This window comes from Elioraea sp. (genome assembly GCF_051860475.1).
In the GTDB taxonomy this organism is placed as follows: Bacteria; Pseudomonadota; Alphaproteobacteria; order Acetobacterales; family Acetobacteraceae; genus Elioraea.
Genome location: NZ_JBHYDW010000058.1, coordinates 7,186 through 24,112, shown reverse-complemented (window position 1 = coordinate 24,112; position 16,927 = coordinate 7,186). Strand labels below are relative to the sequence as shown.

Sequence of the window (16,927 nt, the reverse complement as noted above, 5' to 3'; positions counted from 1 at the left end):
TGGCCATGATCCGCATCATGCTCCGACGCCTCGCCGCAACCTCCTCAGCGTGAATCAGAACTTCCCGGATGGGCTCTAAACTCGTCAATCCCAGAAGTAAGATTTGCCCAGCTTGTCCAAACTGCATATCCGGACTGAATATTGTCATACAATCTTCCTGGAACTGTGACCTTTGCGTCTGCTCCCACCGGGGCGGTTGGAAGTCGAACACCAATCAGACCGTGTTCCTTCTCGATCGTTGCTGATATCTCCCAGTCAACGTATTTTCTACCCCACGTATATTCTCCAATCAGCACGATCGTGCACGAGCTTCCAGTAATATATTTCTCTCTGATGCGCCTCATTACATACTCAGCATCTGTGCTATCTATCCTTCGATCCAAAGAATTGTCAGAAATGATATCGTACTGATCATCAAATGTCCTCGATAGGATGTCATACCAGGATTGATCATTCCCATGATGATAGCTTACAAATATCTTGTGCTTGACGGGAATGAGCAGACTATGTCTGCTTGCTGGGTGCGGGAAACTCATATCCTTCCTCCAATTCAGGTGATATACTTCACTATCGTTCGCAGCACAGGCGACCCAGGAAAGCCCGTCACCGGTGCACTGACCCGACCTGCGCCCGACTCGGCGACAACCATATTCTATCGTACGCTCTGCCGGCACGGAGTCCGAGTGTAACCCTCACGATTCTCAAAACCGCTCCACCCACGGCCGCAGCTCAATCTCCCAGGCCCAGGCGCTACGGTCCTGGCGCAACAGATCGAGATAGCTGCGCGCGATCGCGTCCGGATCGAGCAGCGAGTCGGGCGCATCCGCGGGCTCGGGCCGCCGCGCCGAGCGGATGCCGCCGTCGATCACCACATGCGCGACGTGAATCCCCTGCGGCTGCAACTCGCGCGCGAGGCTCTGCGCGAGCCCGCGCAGGGCGAACTTGCCCATCGCGAACGGCGCTGACTGCGCGTAGCCCTTCACGCTCGCGGACGCGCCGGTGAACAGGATCGCGCCCTTGCCCGCCGGCAGCATCCGCTTCGCTGCCGCCTGCGCGACCAGGAACCCGCCGAAGGCCGAGACCGCCAGCGTTCGCGCCACCTCCGCCGGATCGAGCGTCACGAACGGCCCGCGCACGCGGTAGCTCGCGTTGTACACCACCACGTCCGGCGGCCCGCCCAGGGCGGCATCCATCGCCGCGAACAGCGCCTCTACCTCCGCCGCGGCTGTCGCGTCGCAGCGCTGCGTCACCGCGCCGGTCTCGGCGGCCAGCCCGGCAAGCTTCTCCACCGACCGAGCGGCAAGCCCCACCCGCATCCCCTCGCGTGCCAGCAGCCGCGCCAGCGACGCGCTCAGCCCGCCACCCACACCCACGATCAGAGCGCGCTCGTATCGGTCCTGCATCTCGTCCTCCGTCCCCTCGAGCCTCGCACGATCGGCTTCCCTCGCGCCATCGCACATGACGCCGCCGCGCGCGCTCCCCTATAGTCCGGTCGCGTGACCACCGAGTCGTTTCCCGCCCCGGCGTTCGCCCCTGCCTCCGCACGCGCCGCCGCGCCGGTGCGGCCCGCGGGCCTGCCCGAGCGGCTCCATCACGGATCGCCGCACCGCCTCGGCGCGCACTGGGACGGGCTCGGCGTGAACATCGCCGTATTCTCCGCCCATGCCGAGCGGATCGAGCTCTGCCTGTTCGACGCCGACGGTCGCCACGAGCTCGCACGCTTCGACCTGCCCGAATGTACCGACGAGGTCTGGCACGGCTACCTGCCCGGCGCCGGACCCGGCATGGTGTATGGGCTGCGCGCGCACGGGCCGTTCGATCCGACGGCCGGGCACCGCTTCAATCCGAACAAGCTGCTGCTCGACCCGTATGCGCGGCAGCTCCGCGGCGAGCTCCGCTGGTCGGATGCGCTCGCCGGCGCGCAGCCGAAGAGCGAACGCACGCCCGACCGCCGCGACAGCGCCCCTTACGTGCCGAAATGCGTCGTCACGCATGACGACTACCCCTGGGGCGACGACCGCCCGCCCGCCGTGCCCTGGGACCGCACCGTGATCTACGAGGCCCATCTGCGCGGCCTGACCATGCGTCATCCCGCCGTGCCCGGGGCGCAGCGCGGCACCTTCGCCGGCCTCGCGCATCCGGCGGTGATCGAGCACCTGACGCGGCTCGGCGTCACCGCAGTCGAACTCCTGCCGGTGCAGGCGATCCTGCACGACCGCGTGCTGTTCGAGCGCGGCCTGTCGAACTACTGGGGCTATCAGACGCTCGGCTTCTTTGCGCCGGAGCCGCGCTACCTGACCGCACCGGAGGCGCGCGACGAGCTGCGCACCGCCATCCGTCAGCTGCACCAGGCCGGCATCGAGGCCATCCTCGACGTCGTCTACAACCACACCGGCGAGAGCGACGAGACCGGGCCCACGCTCTGCTGGCGTGGGCTCGACAATGCCTCCTACTATCGGCTCGCGCCCGACGACCGCCGCCGCTACGTGAACGACAGCGGTACCGGCAACACGCTCGACCTCACGCATCCGCGCGTGCTGCAGATGGTGATGGACTCCCTGCGCCACTGGGTGGTGTCCTATCGGGTGGATGGATTCCGCTTCGATCTTGGATCGATCCTCGGTCGCGAGGAGCATGGCTTCGATCCCGGCGCGGGGTTCTTCGACGCGATCCGCCAGGACCCGGTGCTCGGCCGCGTGAAGCTGATCGCCGAGCCGTGGCATCTCGGCGCGAACGGCTACCACCTGGGGCGCTTCCCCCCAGGATTCGGCGAGTGGAACGACCGTTTTCGCGACACGGTCCGCCGCTTCTGGGGCGGTGATGCCGGTGTGCGGCCGGAGCTCGCGGCCCGGCTCACCGGGTCGGCCGAGCTGTTCGACCGGCGTCGCCGCCGCCCTTGGGCGAGTGTGAACTTCGTCGCCGCGCATGACGGGTTCACGCTGCACGATGTCGCCGCCTATGTGCGCAAGCACAACCAGGCGAACGGCGAGGGCAACCGCGACGGCGGCGACCATAACCACAGCCGCAACTGGGGCGTCGAGGGCGAGACCGATGATGCCGCCATCAACGCGACGCGCGCATCCGTGCGCCGCGCGATGATCGCGACCCTGTTCGCCTCGTCCGGCACGCCGATGCTGCTCGCTGGCGACGAGCTTGGCCGCACGCAGAAGGGCAATAACAACGCCTACTGCCAGGACAACGCAGTGAGTTGGATCGACTGGGTGCGCGCCGATGAGCCGGCGATGAGGAGGCTGCGTGCCTTCGTCGCACGCTGCATTGCCGCCCGCGCGCGCCTCGCCCCGCTCCGTCCCGCCCGGTTCCTGCACGGCGCGGTGGAGCCCTGGCCGGGCCTCGCCGACACGGCCTGGTTCGATGCCGAGGGCCAGCTGAAGACGCCGGAGGGCTGGTCGCAGCCCGGCCACACCCTCGCGCTGCGCCGTGTCTGGATCGAGGGCGGTGTCGCGCAGGCGACGCTGCTGCTGCTGAACGCCGACCGGGTGGCCCATCGGTTCACCCTGCCCGATCCGCCGCTCGACTGGGTGCGCGTGCTCGACAGCGCCGCCCCCGACGCGGCCGAGGAGCCTGCCGACGGCACCGCGATCGAGCTCGCGCCGCATGCCGCCGTGCTGCTCGCCTGCACTTTGGGGGGCGCGCGCCGATGAGCGGGCACGGGCTGCGCGCACTCGCCGAGGAGGCCGGGCTCGCGGTCGAGTGGCGCGACAATGCGGGCCGGATCAACACCGTCGCGCCCGATACGCTGCGGGCGGTGCTTGCCGCGATGGGGTTTCCGGCCGACCGCGAGGCCGCGATCGCCGCCTCGCGCGCGGCGCTGGCCGCCCGCGCCGCCGCGTTGCCGCCGGTGCTGACCATGACGGTTGGGGCCGACGGCGTCGCGGTACCGGCGGCGACCGTCGGCGAGCGGTGGCGGCTCGTCCTCGAGAACGGAACGACGCGCGAGGGCACGCTGGTCGCGGGCTGGAACGGCGAGCCCCGTCTGCCGGCGCTCGACGTCCCCGGCTGGCACGTGCTGGAGCTCGGCGGGCGGCGCGCCACCGTCGCGGCCGCGCCGCCGCGGTGCGTTTCGCTTGACGGGAACGAGCGCATCTGGGGTCTCGCGGCGCAGGTCTACGCGCTGCGGCGCGCGGGCGATCGCGGCGTCGGCGATCACGGCGCGCTCGCCCTGCTCGGCGAGGCGGCCGCACGGGAGGGGGCCGCGTGCCTCGCGATGAGCCCCCAGCACGCGCTGTTCGCGGCCGACCCGCATCGCTACGGTCCCTACGCACCGTCCTCGCGCCTGTTCCTCAACCCGCTGCATGCCGATCCGGCGCTGGTGTTCCCCGGCGCCGCATCGGCTCCGGCGGTCGACGACGGCGACCTCGTCGACTGGCCGGCGGTCTCGTCCCGCACGCTCGCGGCGTTTCGCGCCCTGTTCGCACGCCACACCGATGATCCGCGCTTCGCCGCCTTCCGCGCGCGCGAGGGCCGGCCGCTGGAGGACCACGCGCGGTTTGAAGTGCTGCACGCGCACCATGTCGCCCGCGGCGGCGCGTACGACTGGCGACGCTGGCCGCCACCGTTCCGCGATCCGCGCAGTGCCGAGGTCGCTTCTTTCGCGCGCGCGCATGAGGGCGAGGCCGCGTTCCATGCCTTCCTCCAGTTCCTCGCCGATGCAAGCCTTGCCGAGACGCAACGACGGCTCGGCGACGCCGGCATGGCGATCGGGCTGATCACCGATCTCGCGGTCGGCGCCGATCCCGCGGGCAGCCAGGCCTGGTCCGCGCCGGAGCAGATTCTCACCGGCGTATCGGTGGGCGCGCCGCCGGACGCGTTCTCGCCGCTCGGGCAGGACTGGGGGCTGACCGCGTTCTCGCCGACCGCGCTCGCCGATACCGGCTATGCGGGGTTCCTCGGCGTGCTGCGCGCTGCGCTGCGCCACGCCGGTGGGGTCCGGATCGATCACGTCATGGGGCTTGCGCGGCTCTGGCTGATCCCGCCCGGCGCGACGGCGCGCGAGGGCGTCTATGTCCGCTACCCGCTCGACGATCTACTGCGCCTGATCGCGCTGGAATCGTGGGAGCACCGCGCGATCGTCATCGGCGAGGATCTGGGCACGCTGCCGGAGGGGTTCCGAGACCGACTGGAGGCGGCAGAGGTTCTCGGCATGCGCGTGCTCTGGTTCGAGCGCGACGGCGCCGGCGTGTTCACCGATCCCGCGCGCTGGTCCCGCCGCGCCGTGGCCATGACGACGACGCACGACCTGCCGACGGTCGTCGGCTGGTGGCAGGGGCGCGACATCGACTGGCGACGGCGACTGGATCGCTTCCCGGACGCGGCGAGCGCGGACGCCGAGGAGGCGGCCCGCGACCGCGACCGCGCCGCGCTGTGGCAGGCGATGTGCCGCTCCGGTGCCGCATCGGGCGCGCCGCCCGGAGAGGCGGATGCCGCTTCGGTCGCGGATGCGGCGATCCGGCATGTCGGCTCGGCCGCCTCGGTGCTGACGCTGCTGCCGCTCGAGGATGCCTGTGCGCTTGCCGAGCAGCCGAACCTGCCCGGAACGGTCGATGGGCATCCGAACTGGCGCCGCCGCCTGCCGGCGGACGGCGGCGCGTGTCTCGGGCAGCCTGACACGAGGCGGCGGATCGCCATGCTTTCAGCGTCACGTCATGCCGCCGAAAAACTGTGACATGAATTGTTACGCCGGGGCGCGTGCCGGCAGGCTCCACGCGCAGCAGCCATTCTAGTAATCTCTGCCCCGGTATGGTCCACTGGTGTCCAGGCCGAGGCGGAGACCACACCAAGCGTGACACTCGATACCGAAGCACGAAGCGGCGCGCGTCGCGACCCTGCGATGCTGCGCGACGCGATCGTACGCAAGCTCACCTACGACGTCGGCCGCAGCCAGAACGCGGCCTCCGACCGCGAGTGGTTCATGGCGACCGCACGCGCGGTGCGCGACCTGATCGTCGATCGCTGGATGGCGACCACGCGCTCCGCCTACGAGACGGGCGCGAAGCAGGTCTACTACCTGTCGCTCGAGTTCCTGATCGGCCGGCTGTTGCGGGACAACATCGACAATCTCGGCCTGACCGAGGAGGTGAACGACGCGCTCGCCCCGCTCGGCGTCACGTTCGAGCGCATCCGCATGGCGGAGCCCGACGCCGCCCTCGGCAATGGCGGCCTCGGCCGGCTTGCCGCCTGCTTCATGGAGAGCATGGCGAGCCTCGGCGTGCCGGCTTTCGGCTACGGCATCCGCTACGACCACGGGCTGTTCCGCCAGGTGGTGACGAACGGCTGGCAGCACGAGTATCCCGAGGACTGGCTCGCGCTCGGCAATCCCTGGGAGTTCGCCAAGCCCGAGATCGCGCCCGAGATAGGCTTCGGTGGCTGGGTCGAGGGCTCGCTCGCCGAGGGACCCTGCGTCTGGCGTCCGGACGAGCTCGTCCACGCCGTCGCCTACGACACGCCGGTGGTCGGCTGGCGCGGCCGCAGCATGACCACGCTCAGGCTCTGGTCGGCACGCGCACCCGATCCGCTGAAGCTCGAGGCGTTCAACCGCGGCGATCATGTCGGTGCGCTCGCCGATCGCGTCCGGATGGAGTCGATCAGCAAGGTGCTCTACCCGGGCGACGAGACGCCGGCCGGGCAGGAACTCCGCCTGCGCCAGCAGTACTTCTTCACCTCCGCCGCCCTGCAGGATCTCGTGCGCCGCCACCTGCGCGTCTACGGTGGTCTGGGCTCGATGCCGGATCGGGTGGCGATCCAGCTGAACGACACCCATCCCGCGATCGCGATCGCCGAGTTGATGCGGATCTGCCTGGATCAGCATCGCATCCCGTGGGACGAGGCCTGGCGGATCACGATCGGATCGTTCGGCTATACCAACCACACCCTGCTGCCCGAGGCGCTGGAGAGCTGGCCGGTCGGGCTGATCGAGCGGCTGCTGCCGCGTCACATGCAGATCATCTACCTGATCAACGCGCGTCACCTTGCCGATCTGCGCGAGCGCTTCCCTGGCGACGACGCGCTCGCGGCCTCGGTCAGCCTGATCCACGAGAACGCCGAGCGGCGCGTGCGCATGGGCCATCTCGCCTTCATCGGCTCGCACCGGGTGAACGGCGTCTCGGCGCTGCACACCGACCTCCTGCGACGCACCGTGTTCCATGACCTCGACCGGGTGGCGCCGGGGCGCATCGTCGGCATCACCAACGGCATCACCTTCCGGCGCTGGCTGCACCAGTCCAACCGGCGCCTCTGCGCCCTCATCGACTCCGCGATCGGGCCGAAGTTCCGCGACGATCCGCGTGCGCTGGAGGGACTCGTTCCGCTCGCCGAGGACGCCGGTTTCCAGGGCGACGTCGCCCTGGTCAAGCGGCAGAACAAGCAGGCGCTCGCCGAGACGATCCGCGCGGAACTGGGACTGGTCATCGACCCCGCAGCGATGATGGACGTACAGATCAAGCGGATCCATGAGTACAAGCGCCAGCTGTTGAACCTGATCGAGACGATCGCGCTGGTCGAGGCGATCCGTGCCGATCCGGCAGGTGGCTGGGAGCCGCGCGTGAAGGTGTTCGCCGGCAAGGCCGCAGCGAGCTACCACCGCGCCAAGCTGATCATCCGGCTCGCGCACGACATCGGCGTCGCGGTCAACGACGACCCGGCTCTGCACGGCCTGCTCAAGGTGGTGTTCCTGCCGAACTACAACGTCTCGGCAGCGGAACTGATCGTGCCGGCCGCCGACCTCTCCGAGCAGATCTCCACCGCTGGCATGGAGGCCTCCGGCACCGGCAACATGAAGCTGGCGCTGAACGGGGCGCTGACCATCGGCACCCGCGATGGGGCCACGGTCGAGATCGCCGAGCGCGTGCCGAAGGACACGATCTTCCTGTTCGGGCTGAACGCGGACGAGGTGGCGGAGCGGCGCGCGCGCGGGACCGGGGGATGGCCAGCAATCGCGGCGGCGCCGCGTCTGGCGGCCGTGCTTGACGCACTGGAGCAGGGGGCCTACTCGCCTGACGAGCCGGATCGCTACCGCGATCTCGTCGCCTCGCTGCGGGGTGCCGATCCGTTCATGGTCGCGGCCGACTTCGAGGCCTACTGGGCCACACAGCGCCGCGTTGACCGGCTCTGGCGCGAGCCCGCGTCCTGGACGCGCGCGACGATCCTCAACACCGCGCACATGGCTTGGTTCTCCTCGGATCGCACCATCGCGGAGTACGCAACCAAGATCTGGAACATTCCGGTTGCCCGCCGCATCGCGGCGCAGCCTGCCGAGACCGGCGCGCCCCTGGAGAGCCGCCGCGGCGGCTGACGCCCGGGCTGGCGCTCCGTCCTCGTCCCCTGGCAGGATCAGGCGAACCAGGGGAATGCGACATGATTGCTGACGGCCGAGCCTCTCTTCCCGCTCCGCTTGCGCGCACCGCGATGGCCTTCGTGCTTGCGGGCGGACGCGGCTCCCGGCTGATGGAGTTGACCGACCGGCGCGCCAAGCCAGCCGTGTTCTTCGCCGGCAAGTCGCGCATCATCGACTTCGCGCTGTCGAACGCGATCAACTCCGGCATCCGCAGGCTCGCGGTCGCAACGCAGTACAAGGCGCACAGCCTGATCCGCCATCTCCAGCGTGGCTGGAACTTCCTGCGCCCCGAACGCAACGAGAGCTTCGACATCCTGCCCGCGAGCCAGCGCGTCTCCGAGACCATGTGGTATCGCGGCACGGCGGACGCGATCTTCCAGAACATCGACATCATCGAGGATCATGCGCCACGCCACATCGTCGTTCTCGCCGGCGACCACGTCTACAAGATGGACTACGAGGTGATGCTTCAGCAGCATGTCGAGACGAAGGCCGATGTGACGGTCGCCTGCATCACCGTGCCGCGGGCGGAGGCGACCGGCTTCGGCGTCATGCATGTGGACGAGACCGGGCTGATCGTCGACTTCGTCGAGAAGCCTGCCGATCCGCCCCCGATCCCGGGCCAGCCCGACCGGGCACTCGCCTCGATGGGCATCTACGTGTTCGACACGCCCTTGCTGGTGGATCAACTCCGGCGGGACGCGGCGGAGACAGGCTCGACGCACGATTTCGGCCGGGACGTGATTCCGTATCTTGTCCGCAACGGCCGCGCGGTCGCGCACCGCTTCGAGCGCTCCTGCGTGCGCTCCTCCGCCGAGGCCGCGCCCTACTGGCGCGATGTCGGAACGGTCGATGCCTACTGGGAGGCGAACATCGACCTCACCGACATCGTGCCGGAGCTCGACCTGTTCGACCAGGACTGGCCGATCTGGACCTATGGCGAGGTCGTGCCGCCGGCGAAGTTCGTCCATGACGAGGCCGGCCGGCGCGGCGAGGCCGTCTCCTCACTGGTCTCGGGGGGCTGCATCATCTCGGGCGCTGCGGTGCACCGCTCGCTGCTGTTCACCGGCGTGCATGTGCACTCCTACGCGTCATTGAACGGCGCCGTGCTGCTGCCGCAGGTCGATGTCGGGCGTGGCGCGCGACTGACCAATGTCGTGGTCGATCGCGGCGTACAGATCCCGCCCGGCCTGGTGGTGGGCGAGGATCCGGTGGCGGACGCGGCGCGGTTCCGGCGCACCGAGCGCGGGATCTGCCTGATCACCGTACCGATGATCCAGCGTCTCGCCTGACGCGCGGCGATGCGCGTCCTTGCCGTCGCCTCCGAGGCGGTGCCGCTGATCAAGACCGGTGGGCTTGCAGACGTCGTCGGCGCGCTGCCCGGTGCGCTTGCGGCTGAAGGCGTGGCGGTGACGACGCTGCTTCCCGGCTATCCGGCCGTGCTGCGCGCGCTGGAGGGCGCCGAGGAGATTGGGCGCTTCGCTGAACTGCCGGGCGGTGCCGCGCGGGTGCTCGGCGGACGCGCGGGTCACCTCGACCTCGCCGTGGTGGATGCGCCCGCGCTGTTCGAGCGGCCCGGCAGCCCATATCTTGGTCCGGGCGGAGACGACTGGCCGGACAACGGCGTACGGTTCGCCGCCCTCGGTGCGGCGGCGGCGCGGCTCGCCGTGCGTGGGGGCTTCGACGCAGTGCACGCGCATGACTGGCAGGCGGGCCTGGCGGGGGCGTATCTGCGTCACAGCGGAGCGCAGGTGCCGGTGCTGTTCACCGTGCACAACCTCGCGTTCCAGGGCGGGTTTGCGGCGTCGCTGTTTCCGCTGCTCGGGCTGCCGGCCGAGGCGTTCGCGCTTGCGGGTGTCGAGTTCCACGGCGGTGTCGGCTTTCTGAAGGCGGGTCTGTGGTATGCAGAGGCGATCAGCACGGTGTCCCCCACCTATGCCGACGAGATCACCACGCCCGAGGGCGGGATGGGTCTCGACGGTCTGCTGGCGGGGCGGGCGGACGTGCTGCACGGCATCCTCAACGGGATCGACACGGCCGAATGGAACCCGGCGCGCGATCCGCATCTCGAGGCTCGCTACGACGCGGCCGACCCTGCGCCGCGCGCGACAAACCGTGCCGCGCTCTGTCGGGCGCTCGGACTGACGGCAAGCGCCACTGCGCCGGTGTTCGGCTTCATCGGCAGGTTCACCTGGCAGAAGGGCATCGACCTGCTGCTCGATGCGTTGCCCGCGCTGCTCAGCACCGGCGGCGTGCTCGCGCTGCTCGGCAGCGGCGAGGCGGCGCTGGAGGCGCGCGCGCGGGCAGCGGCGCAAGGGCATCCAGGCCGCGTCGGAATCGAAACGGGATACCGCGAACGGCTCGCCCGACTGATCTATGGCGGTGCGGACTGCGTCATCGTGCCGTCGCGCTTCGAGCCGTGCGGCCTCACCCAGCTCTGCGCGCTCCGTTACGGCGCGGTGCCGATCGTCGCGCGCGTCGGCGGACTTGCCGACACGGTGGTCGATGCAAATCAGGTGGCACTCTCGGCCGGATGCGGGACCGGAGTCGTGTTCAGCCCGCCGAGCGCGGGGATGCTGGCCGCGGCGCTGCGTCGTGGCGGCACGCTGTTCGCCGATGCGGCGACATGGCCGAGGCTACAGCGCAACGCGATGGCGACCGACGTGTCCTGGTCCCGTTCGGCGGCGCGCTATGCCGGGCTGCTGCGGGCGATCGTGCGTCGATAGCGGGCGCTGCTACTCCGCCGGCGCGCGCTCGGGCGCAGGCTTCCGTCCGGCCCAGCCCTTGATCCGCTCCCGTAACCCCTGGAAGACCACGTAGAGCATCGGGATGACGAAGATGCCCAGCAGCGCGGCGGCGATCATGCCGGCGAACACGCCGACCGAGACGTTGCGGCGCGCGATCTCGGCCGCGCCCGACGCCGTGACCAGCGGCACGAGGCCCATGATGAAGGCGAGGGAGGTCATCATCACGGGCCGGAATCTCAACCGCGCACCCTCGGTCGCGGCATCGAGCAGGGCCACGCCCCTCTCGCGCTGTTCCTTGGCGAATTCGACGATCAGGATGCCGTTCTTCGCCGCGAGCGCGATCAGCACGACGATGCCGATCTGCGCATAGAGGTCGAGCGGCGCCTGCACCACCAGGATGCCGAGGAAGGCGCCGAGCAGACCGACCGAGACCGAGAGCAGAACCGGCACCGGAATGGTCCAGCTCTCGTAGAGCGCGACCAGGAACAGGTAGGCGAACAGCACCGCCATGGCGAGGATCGCCGCGGTCTGGCCCTCGGCGCGCTTCTCCTGGAACGAGATGTCGGACCACTCATAGGCATAGCCCTGCGGCAGGGTGCGGTCGGCGACCTGTTCCATCAACGCGAGCGCCTGGCCGGACGACACACCGGGCGCCCCGGTCCCGAGAAGCTGCGCTGCACGGTAGTTGTTGAAGCGCGTGATGCTCTGCGGCCCCTCGTCGACGCGGATCTCAGCGAGGCTGCGCATCGGCACCATTTCGCCCGAGGCGTTGCGGACGTGGATGCGCAGGATGTCGCCGACGGCGCGGCGGTCCTCGGCCTCGGCCTGGAGGTTCACCTGCCAGGTGCGGCCGAACAGGTTGAAGTCGTTCACATAGGCGCCGCCGAGCACCGCTTGCAGTGTCGCGAACACGTCGGCGACGCGCACGCCAAGCGTGGCCGCCTTGTCGCGGTCGAGATCGAGGCGGATCGACGGGCTCGAGGCGCTGAAGGTCGAGAACACCCGTGCGAGCCCCTCCTGCTGGTTCGCCGCCACCATCAGCCCACGCGTGACCTGGGCGAGCTCCTTCGGGTCGCGGCCCTCGAGGTCCTGGAGCATGAAGGTGAAGCCGCCGCCGGTGCCCAGGCCCACGATCGGCGGCACGTTCAGCGGCACGGCGATGCCGTCGCGGATGGTGGCGAGCTCCGCACCCATGCGGGCCAGCGCCGGCTGCACCGCGAGCGCCGGATCGCGCCGTTCCTCGAACGGCTTCAGGAGGCCGATGATGAAGGCGGCGTTCGACTGCGCCGCGCCGTCGAGCAAGTTGAAGCCGACGATGGTCGAGACATTGGCCACTGCCGGATCGGCGGCGACGATCCGCTCCACCTGCTCGGCGACCGCGAGCGCGCGCGGCACGGAGGCCGCGTCGGGCAGCTGGATCTGCACGAAGAACGCGCCCTGATCCTCTTCCGGCACGAAGCCGGTCGGCGTGATGCGTGCGATGCCGATGACGCCGGCCATGCAGGCGGCGACGATCAGCAGCGAGACGGCCGAGATCCGCACCAGCCGCCGCACCACGCCGGCATAGGCGTTCGCGGTCGCGTCGATCGCGCGCATGATCGCCGCGATCGGCCCTCGCCTTGGGCCGTGCGCGGGGCGCAGCAGCACCGCCGCCAGCGCCGGCGAGAGCGTGAGCGCATTGATCGCCGAGAGCACCATCGCGACCGAGATCGTCACCGCGAACTGGCGGAACAGCTCGCCCGAGATGCCGGGGATGAAGGCGATCGGCACGAAGACCGAGAGCAGCACCAGCGTGATCGCGATGATGGGCGCGGTGATCTCGGCCATCGCCTTCTTCACCGCGTCCCCGGGCGCGAGGTGCGGCTCCTCGTGCATCACGCGCTCGACGTTCTCGACCACCACGATCGCGTCATCGACGACGATGCCGATCGCCAGCACCATCGCCAGCAGGCTGACGGTGTTGGCCGAGTAGCCGAGGGCGAGCAGCGCGACAAAGGTGCCGATCAGGCTCACCGGCACGGCGATGGTCGGGATCAGGGTCGCGCGCAGATTGCCAAGGAAGAGGAACACCACCAGCACGACCAGCACGAAGGCTTCGATCAGCGTCTTCTGCACCTCGTGGATCGTCTCGCTGACGAAGGTCGTCGCGTCGTAGGCAACGGTCCATTGCATGCCATCGGGAAAGCGCGCGGCGAGCTCGGCCATCGCCGCCTGCACGGCGCGCGCGGTCGCGACCGCGTTCGCCCCCGGCGCCTGGTAGACGGCGAAGAGCTGCCCGTCCCGGCCGTTGAAGCGCGTGCGCACGTCGGCGAGTCGTGCCCCGAGCTCGATCCGGGCGATATCGCCGAGCCTGAGCGTCGACCCGTCGGGGTTGGCGCGGATCACGATGGCGGCGAACTCCTCCGCCGTGGTCAGCCGTCCCCGCGTGGTGATGGTGAGCTGGAGCTGCTGGTCGTCGCTGATCGGCTCGGCACCGATCCGCCCGACCGGCGCCTGCACGTTCTGCGCCTGGATCGCCGCGACCACCTCGGCCGGTGTCAGCCGGAGCTGCGCGAGGCGCTCGGTCTGCACCCAAACCCGCATCGCGTAGTCGAGCGGCCCGAACAGTGTCACATCGCCGACACCGGGGACGCGCTTGATCACATCGAGCACGTTGATGGTGAGGTAGTTCGACAGGAACAGCCCGTCATACCGCCCGTCCGGCGCATGGACGGCGATCACGTTCAGCATCGCCGAGGACTGCTTCTTCACCGTCACGCCCTGCTGGCGCACCTCGGCCGGCAGCCCGGCGAGCGCCACCTGGACGCGGTTGTTCACATTGACGGTGTTGATGTCCGGATCGGTACCGAGCTCGAAGCTGACATTCAGCCGGTAGGTGCCGTCATTCGCCGAGAGGCTGCGCATGTAGATCATGCGATCGACGCCGATCACCTGGCTCTCGATCACCTGGCCAACGGTCTGCTCGACCACCGCCGCGCTCGCGCCCGGATAGCGCGCGGTGACACTGACCTGCGGCGGCACGATGTCGGGATACTGCGCCACGGGGATGCGGCTCAGCGCCAGCAGCCCGGCGATGGTGGTGACGATCGCGATCACGACCGCGAGCCGTGGCCGATCGACGAAGACCGCCGAGATCATCGCTTCAGCCGCCGCGCGCCGGGCGCGGCGCGGCCGGCACGCCCTGCACGGACTGGCCGGGTCGGACGCGCTGCAGCCCGTCGACGATCAGCATCTCGCCGCCGGCGAGCCCCTCCTCGACGACGATCCGTCCGCCCTCGAGCGGCTGGCCGAGCCGGAGCCGCCTGATCGCCGCCCTGCCGTCCTCGACCAGGAACACAAAGGCGCCCTGCTGGTCGAGCAACATCGCCGATTGCGGGATCACCACGCGCTGCTCGGGCTCCGGCCCCTCGACCGCGACCGTGACGAACTGGCCGTCGATCAGCCGGCGGTCGGGGTTGTCGATGCGCGCGCGCACGGTCACCGTGTCGGTGCCCTGCGCAACCGTGACATCCACGAAGTCGATCTGGCCGGCCTGGTCGTAGCGCGAGCCGTCCTGGAAGCGCAGGCGGACGCGGAGCTTCTGCTCGGCGTCCCGTCGTGCCTCGCGGTCGAGATCGAGGAAGACGCGCTGGCTCACCGGGAAGGTGACGTACATCGGGTCCTGCCCGACCAGCAGGGCGAGCGGCCCGGTCTCGGGGCCGACCACGTTGCCGGGCGAGACGGCGGCGCGGCCGATCCGGCCCGCCACGGGGGCGCGGATCAGGGTGTAGTCGAGATTGATCTGGGCCCGCGTCAGCGCCGCCTGCGCCTCGAGCACGCTGGCGGCCGCCATCTCCGCCTCAGCCTTGCGCTGATCGCGCACGGCGGGCGAGGTGTCGCGGGTGCGCAGGAGCTCCTCGGCGCGGGCGAGCTGGGCATCGGCATTCGCCTTCGCCGCCTCGGCCGAGGCCAGCGTGGCCTTCGCGGACTCGACCGCCGCGAGATAGGGCGCGCGCTCGATCACGAACAGCAGGTCGTCCTGCTCCACCTCCTGGCCCTCCCGGAAGGTGCGCTCCTGGACAAACCCAGTGACGCGCGCCACCAGGTTCACCCGGTCGATCGCCTCGATGCGGCCGACGAAGGAGACGGTCTCGGTGACCGCCTCCTTGGCGACCTGCATGACACCGACCGGCGGCGTGGGCGGAGATGCCGGCTGGGAGGCGGCAGATCCGGACGCGAACGCCAGGACAGCAGCCAGCACGGATGCATGGATGCGCATCGCTCCTCCTTGAAGGCTTCTCTTCGATCGGTCGCAGGCGGCGGGAAGCTATCGCACCCCGCCCCGGCCGTGCCACCACGATGTCCGTCATGCGGTGCCGGGCTGGGCCGAACAATTCCCTTGAGGGTCGAAAGCGACCTTTGCACACTCCGGCCGAGAGTCGTCCATGACGGCGACACCGCCCGATGCACGAGGCGGCGCGCGACTGAGGGCAGGGCCATGGCTGACGAGGATGACGTTCCAGAACTCGGCATCTCCACCGAAACCGTCTGCTGGGTGATCGCACGTGCGCGCGCCTTCGACGCCAAGGAGGCGGGCGACGGCGATTCCGATCCCGACGAGGACGATCCCGAGGCGCATCTGCTCGAGGAGGAGGGCGACACGATCGCCGAGGAGCTGCGCGACGCGATCGCGGAGATGAACGAGGACCAGCAGGCGGCGCTGATCGCGCTGGCCTGGATCGGCCGCGGCGAGTTCGACGTCTCGGAGTGGGACGAGGCGGTGCACACGGCGAAGGAGCGCAACCTGCGCAACGCCGACGACTACCTGGTCGGCATGCCGCTGCTCGGTGACTACCTCGAGGAGGGTCTCTCGGCGTTCGGCCTGTCGTGCGGCTGATCGGGCGCGATACCGCGATCGTCGTTCTGACCGGCGCCGGCATCTCGCGCGAGAGCGGACTCGCCACCTTCCGCGACGCCGACGGCATCTGGGCCAAAGTGCGGATCGAGGATGTCGCCACGCCGGAGGCGTTTGCGCGCGATCCGGAGCGCGTGCACGCGTTCTACAATGCGCGAAGGCGGCAGATCACCGACCCCGCCGTGCAGCCGAACGCGGCGCATCACGCGCTCGCGCGTCTGTCGCGCGACTGGCCGGGCGGCGTGACGGTGGTGACGCAGAACGTCGATGACCTGCATGACCGCGCCGGCACGGCGAACCTGATCCACATGCACGGCGAGCTCGCGAAGGCGCGCTGCCGCCTGTGCGAGGCGGTGATGCCGTGGCGCGAGGACCTGTCGGTGGCGACGCCCTGCCCCTCCTGCGGTCGCGCGGGCGGGATGCGGCCGCACGTGGTGTGGTTCGGCGAGATGCCGCTGGCGATGGAGGCGATCGGCGCGGCACTCGACCACTGCGGGCTGTTCCTCTCGATCGGCACCTCGGGTGCGGTCTATCCGGCCGCCGGGTTCGTCGCCGAGGTGCGCGGGCGCGCGCGCACGGTCGAACTGAACCTGGAGCCGAGCGAGGGCAGTCACCTGTTCGACGAGGCGATCCATGGCCGGGCGACCGAGGTGGTGCCGGCGTTCGTGGATCGGTTGATGGGATAGGGGGTCTGGGGGAGAGGGGACAGCGTAGCTGGCCCTCGGGCCAGCGAAGCAAACGAAACCCCTGCTGGCCCTCGGGCCAGCGAAGCAAACGAAACCCCTCGGCCCTTTCCCCCATCAAAATAAAGGGGCGGGGGGGGGGGGGGGGCCCCCCCCCCCCCCCCCCCCCCCCCCACCCCCCCCCCCCCCCCCCCCCCCCCCCCCCCCCCCCCCCCCCGCGCGGTGGTACACAGACACCCCCCGACCACACCCC

11 protein-coding genes are annotated in these 16,927 nt (G+C 69.9%); 7 read left to right on the top strand and 4 right to left on the bottom strand.

Annotated features, from left to right (window positions below):
- Positions 1–44 precede the first annotated feature (44 nt).
- Both ACTIFU_RS11995 and ACTIFU_RS11990 read right to left on the bottom strand, forming a co-directional pair.
- Positions 45–536, bottom strand: a complete 492-nt coding sequence (locus ACTIFU_RS11995; RefSeq protein ID WP_439578545.1) for a TIR domain-containing protein — start codon at positions 534–536, stop codon at positions 45–47.
- Between the two features lie 165 nt (positions 537–701).
- Complete coding sequence (locus tag ACTIFU_RS11990; protein WP_439578544.1) at positions 702–1,403, bottom strand: SDR family NAD(P)-dependent oxidoreductase; 702 nt, start codon at positions 1,401–1,403, stop codon at positions 702–704.
- A 93-nt stretch (positions 1,404–1,496) separates the two neighbouring features.
- Here ACTIFU_RS11990 and glgX point away from each other — a divergent pair, with 93 nt between their 5' ends.
- The 5 genes from glgX to glgA all read left to right on the top strand — a co-directional run bounded on the left by glgX (position 1,497) and on the right by glgA (position 11,076).
- Positions 1,497–3,662, top strand: coding sequence for a glycogen debranching protein GlgX (glgX, locus tag ACTIFU_RS11985; protein ID WP_439578543.1), 2,166 nt, complete (start codon positions 1,497–1,499; stop codon positions 3,660–3,662).
- Positions 3,659–5,683: a 4-alpha-glucanotransferase gene (malQ, locus tag ACTIFU_RS11980; protein ID WP_439578542.1), complete on the top strand. Its 2,025-nt coding sequence runs from the start codon at positions 3,659–3,661 to the stop codon at positions 5,681–5,683. Before glgX ends, malQ begins: the two co-directional genes overlap by 4 nt.
- A 165-nt stretch (positions 5,684–5,848) precedes the next feature.
- Positions 5,849–8,308, top strand: coding sequence for a glycogen/starch/alpha-glucan phosphorylase (locus ACTIFU_RS11975; protein ID WP_439578541.1), 2,460 nt, complete (start codon positions 5,849–5,851; stop codon positions 8,306–8,308).
- Between the two features lie 62 nt (positions 8,309–8,370).
- Positions 8,371–9,642, top strand: a complete 1,272-nt coding sequence (glgC, locus tag ACTIFU_RS11970; protein ID WP_439578540.1) for a glucose-1-phosphate adenylyltransferase — start codon at positions 8,371–8,373, stop codon at positions 9,640–9,642.
- A gap of 9 nt (positions 9,643–9,651) precedes the next feature.
- The gene (gene glgA / locus ACTIFU_RS11965) at positions 9,652–11,076 is read left to right on the top strand and encodes a glycogen synthase GlgA (protein ID WP_439578539.1); all 1,425 of its coding nucleotides are present in this window, start codon (positions 9,652–9,654) and stop codon (positions 11,074–11,076) included.
- 9 nt (positions 11,077–11,085) lie between these two features.
- Here glgA and ACTIFU_RS11960 read toward each other — a convergent pair whose 3' ends face one another.
- Entirely contained in the window at positions 11,086–14,235 is a 3,150-nt protein-coding gene (locus ACTIFU_RS11960; RefSeq protein WP_439578538.1) for an efflux RND transporter permease subunit, read from the bottom strand.
- Between the two features lie 4 nt (positions 14,236–14,239).
- Positions 14,240–15,355: an efflux RND transporter periplasmic adaptor subunit gene (locus tag ACTIFU_RS11955; RefSeq protein WP_439578537.1), complete on the bottom strand. Its 1,116-nt coding sequence runs from the start codon at positions 15,353–15,355 to the stop codon at positions 14,240–14,242.
- A gap of 219 nt (positions 15,356–15,574) precedes the next feature.
- Between ACTIFU_RS11955 and ACTIFU_RS11950 the strand changes: the two genes are divergently transcribed.
- Positions 15,575–15,973 (top strand): DUF3775 domain-containing protein, encoded by a 399-nt coding sequence (locus ACTIFU_RS11950; RefSeq protein WP_439578536.1) that lies wholly within the window; start codon positions 15,575–15,577, stop codon positions 15,971–15,973.
- On the top strand, positions 15,964–16,677 hold the full coding sequence (locus ACTIFU_RS11945; protein ID WP_439578535.1) for an NAD-dependent deacylase: 714 nt from the start codon (positions 15,964–15,966) through the stop codon (positions 16,675–16,677). Before ACTIFU_RS11950 ends, ACTIFU_RS11945 begins: the two co-directional genes overlap by 10 nt.
- Positions 16,678–16,927: the final 250 nt, after the last annotated feature.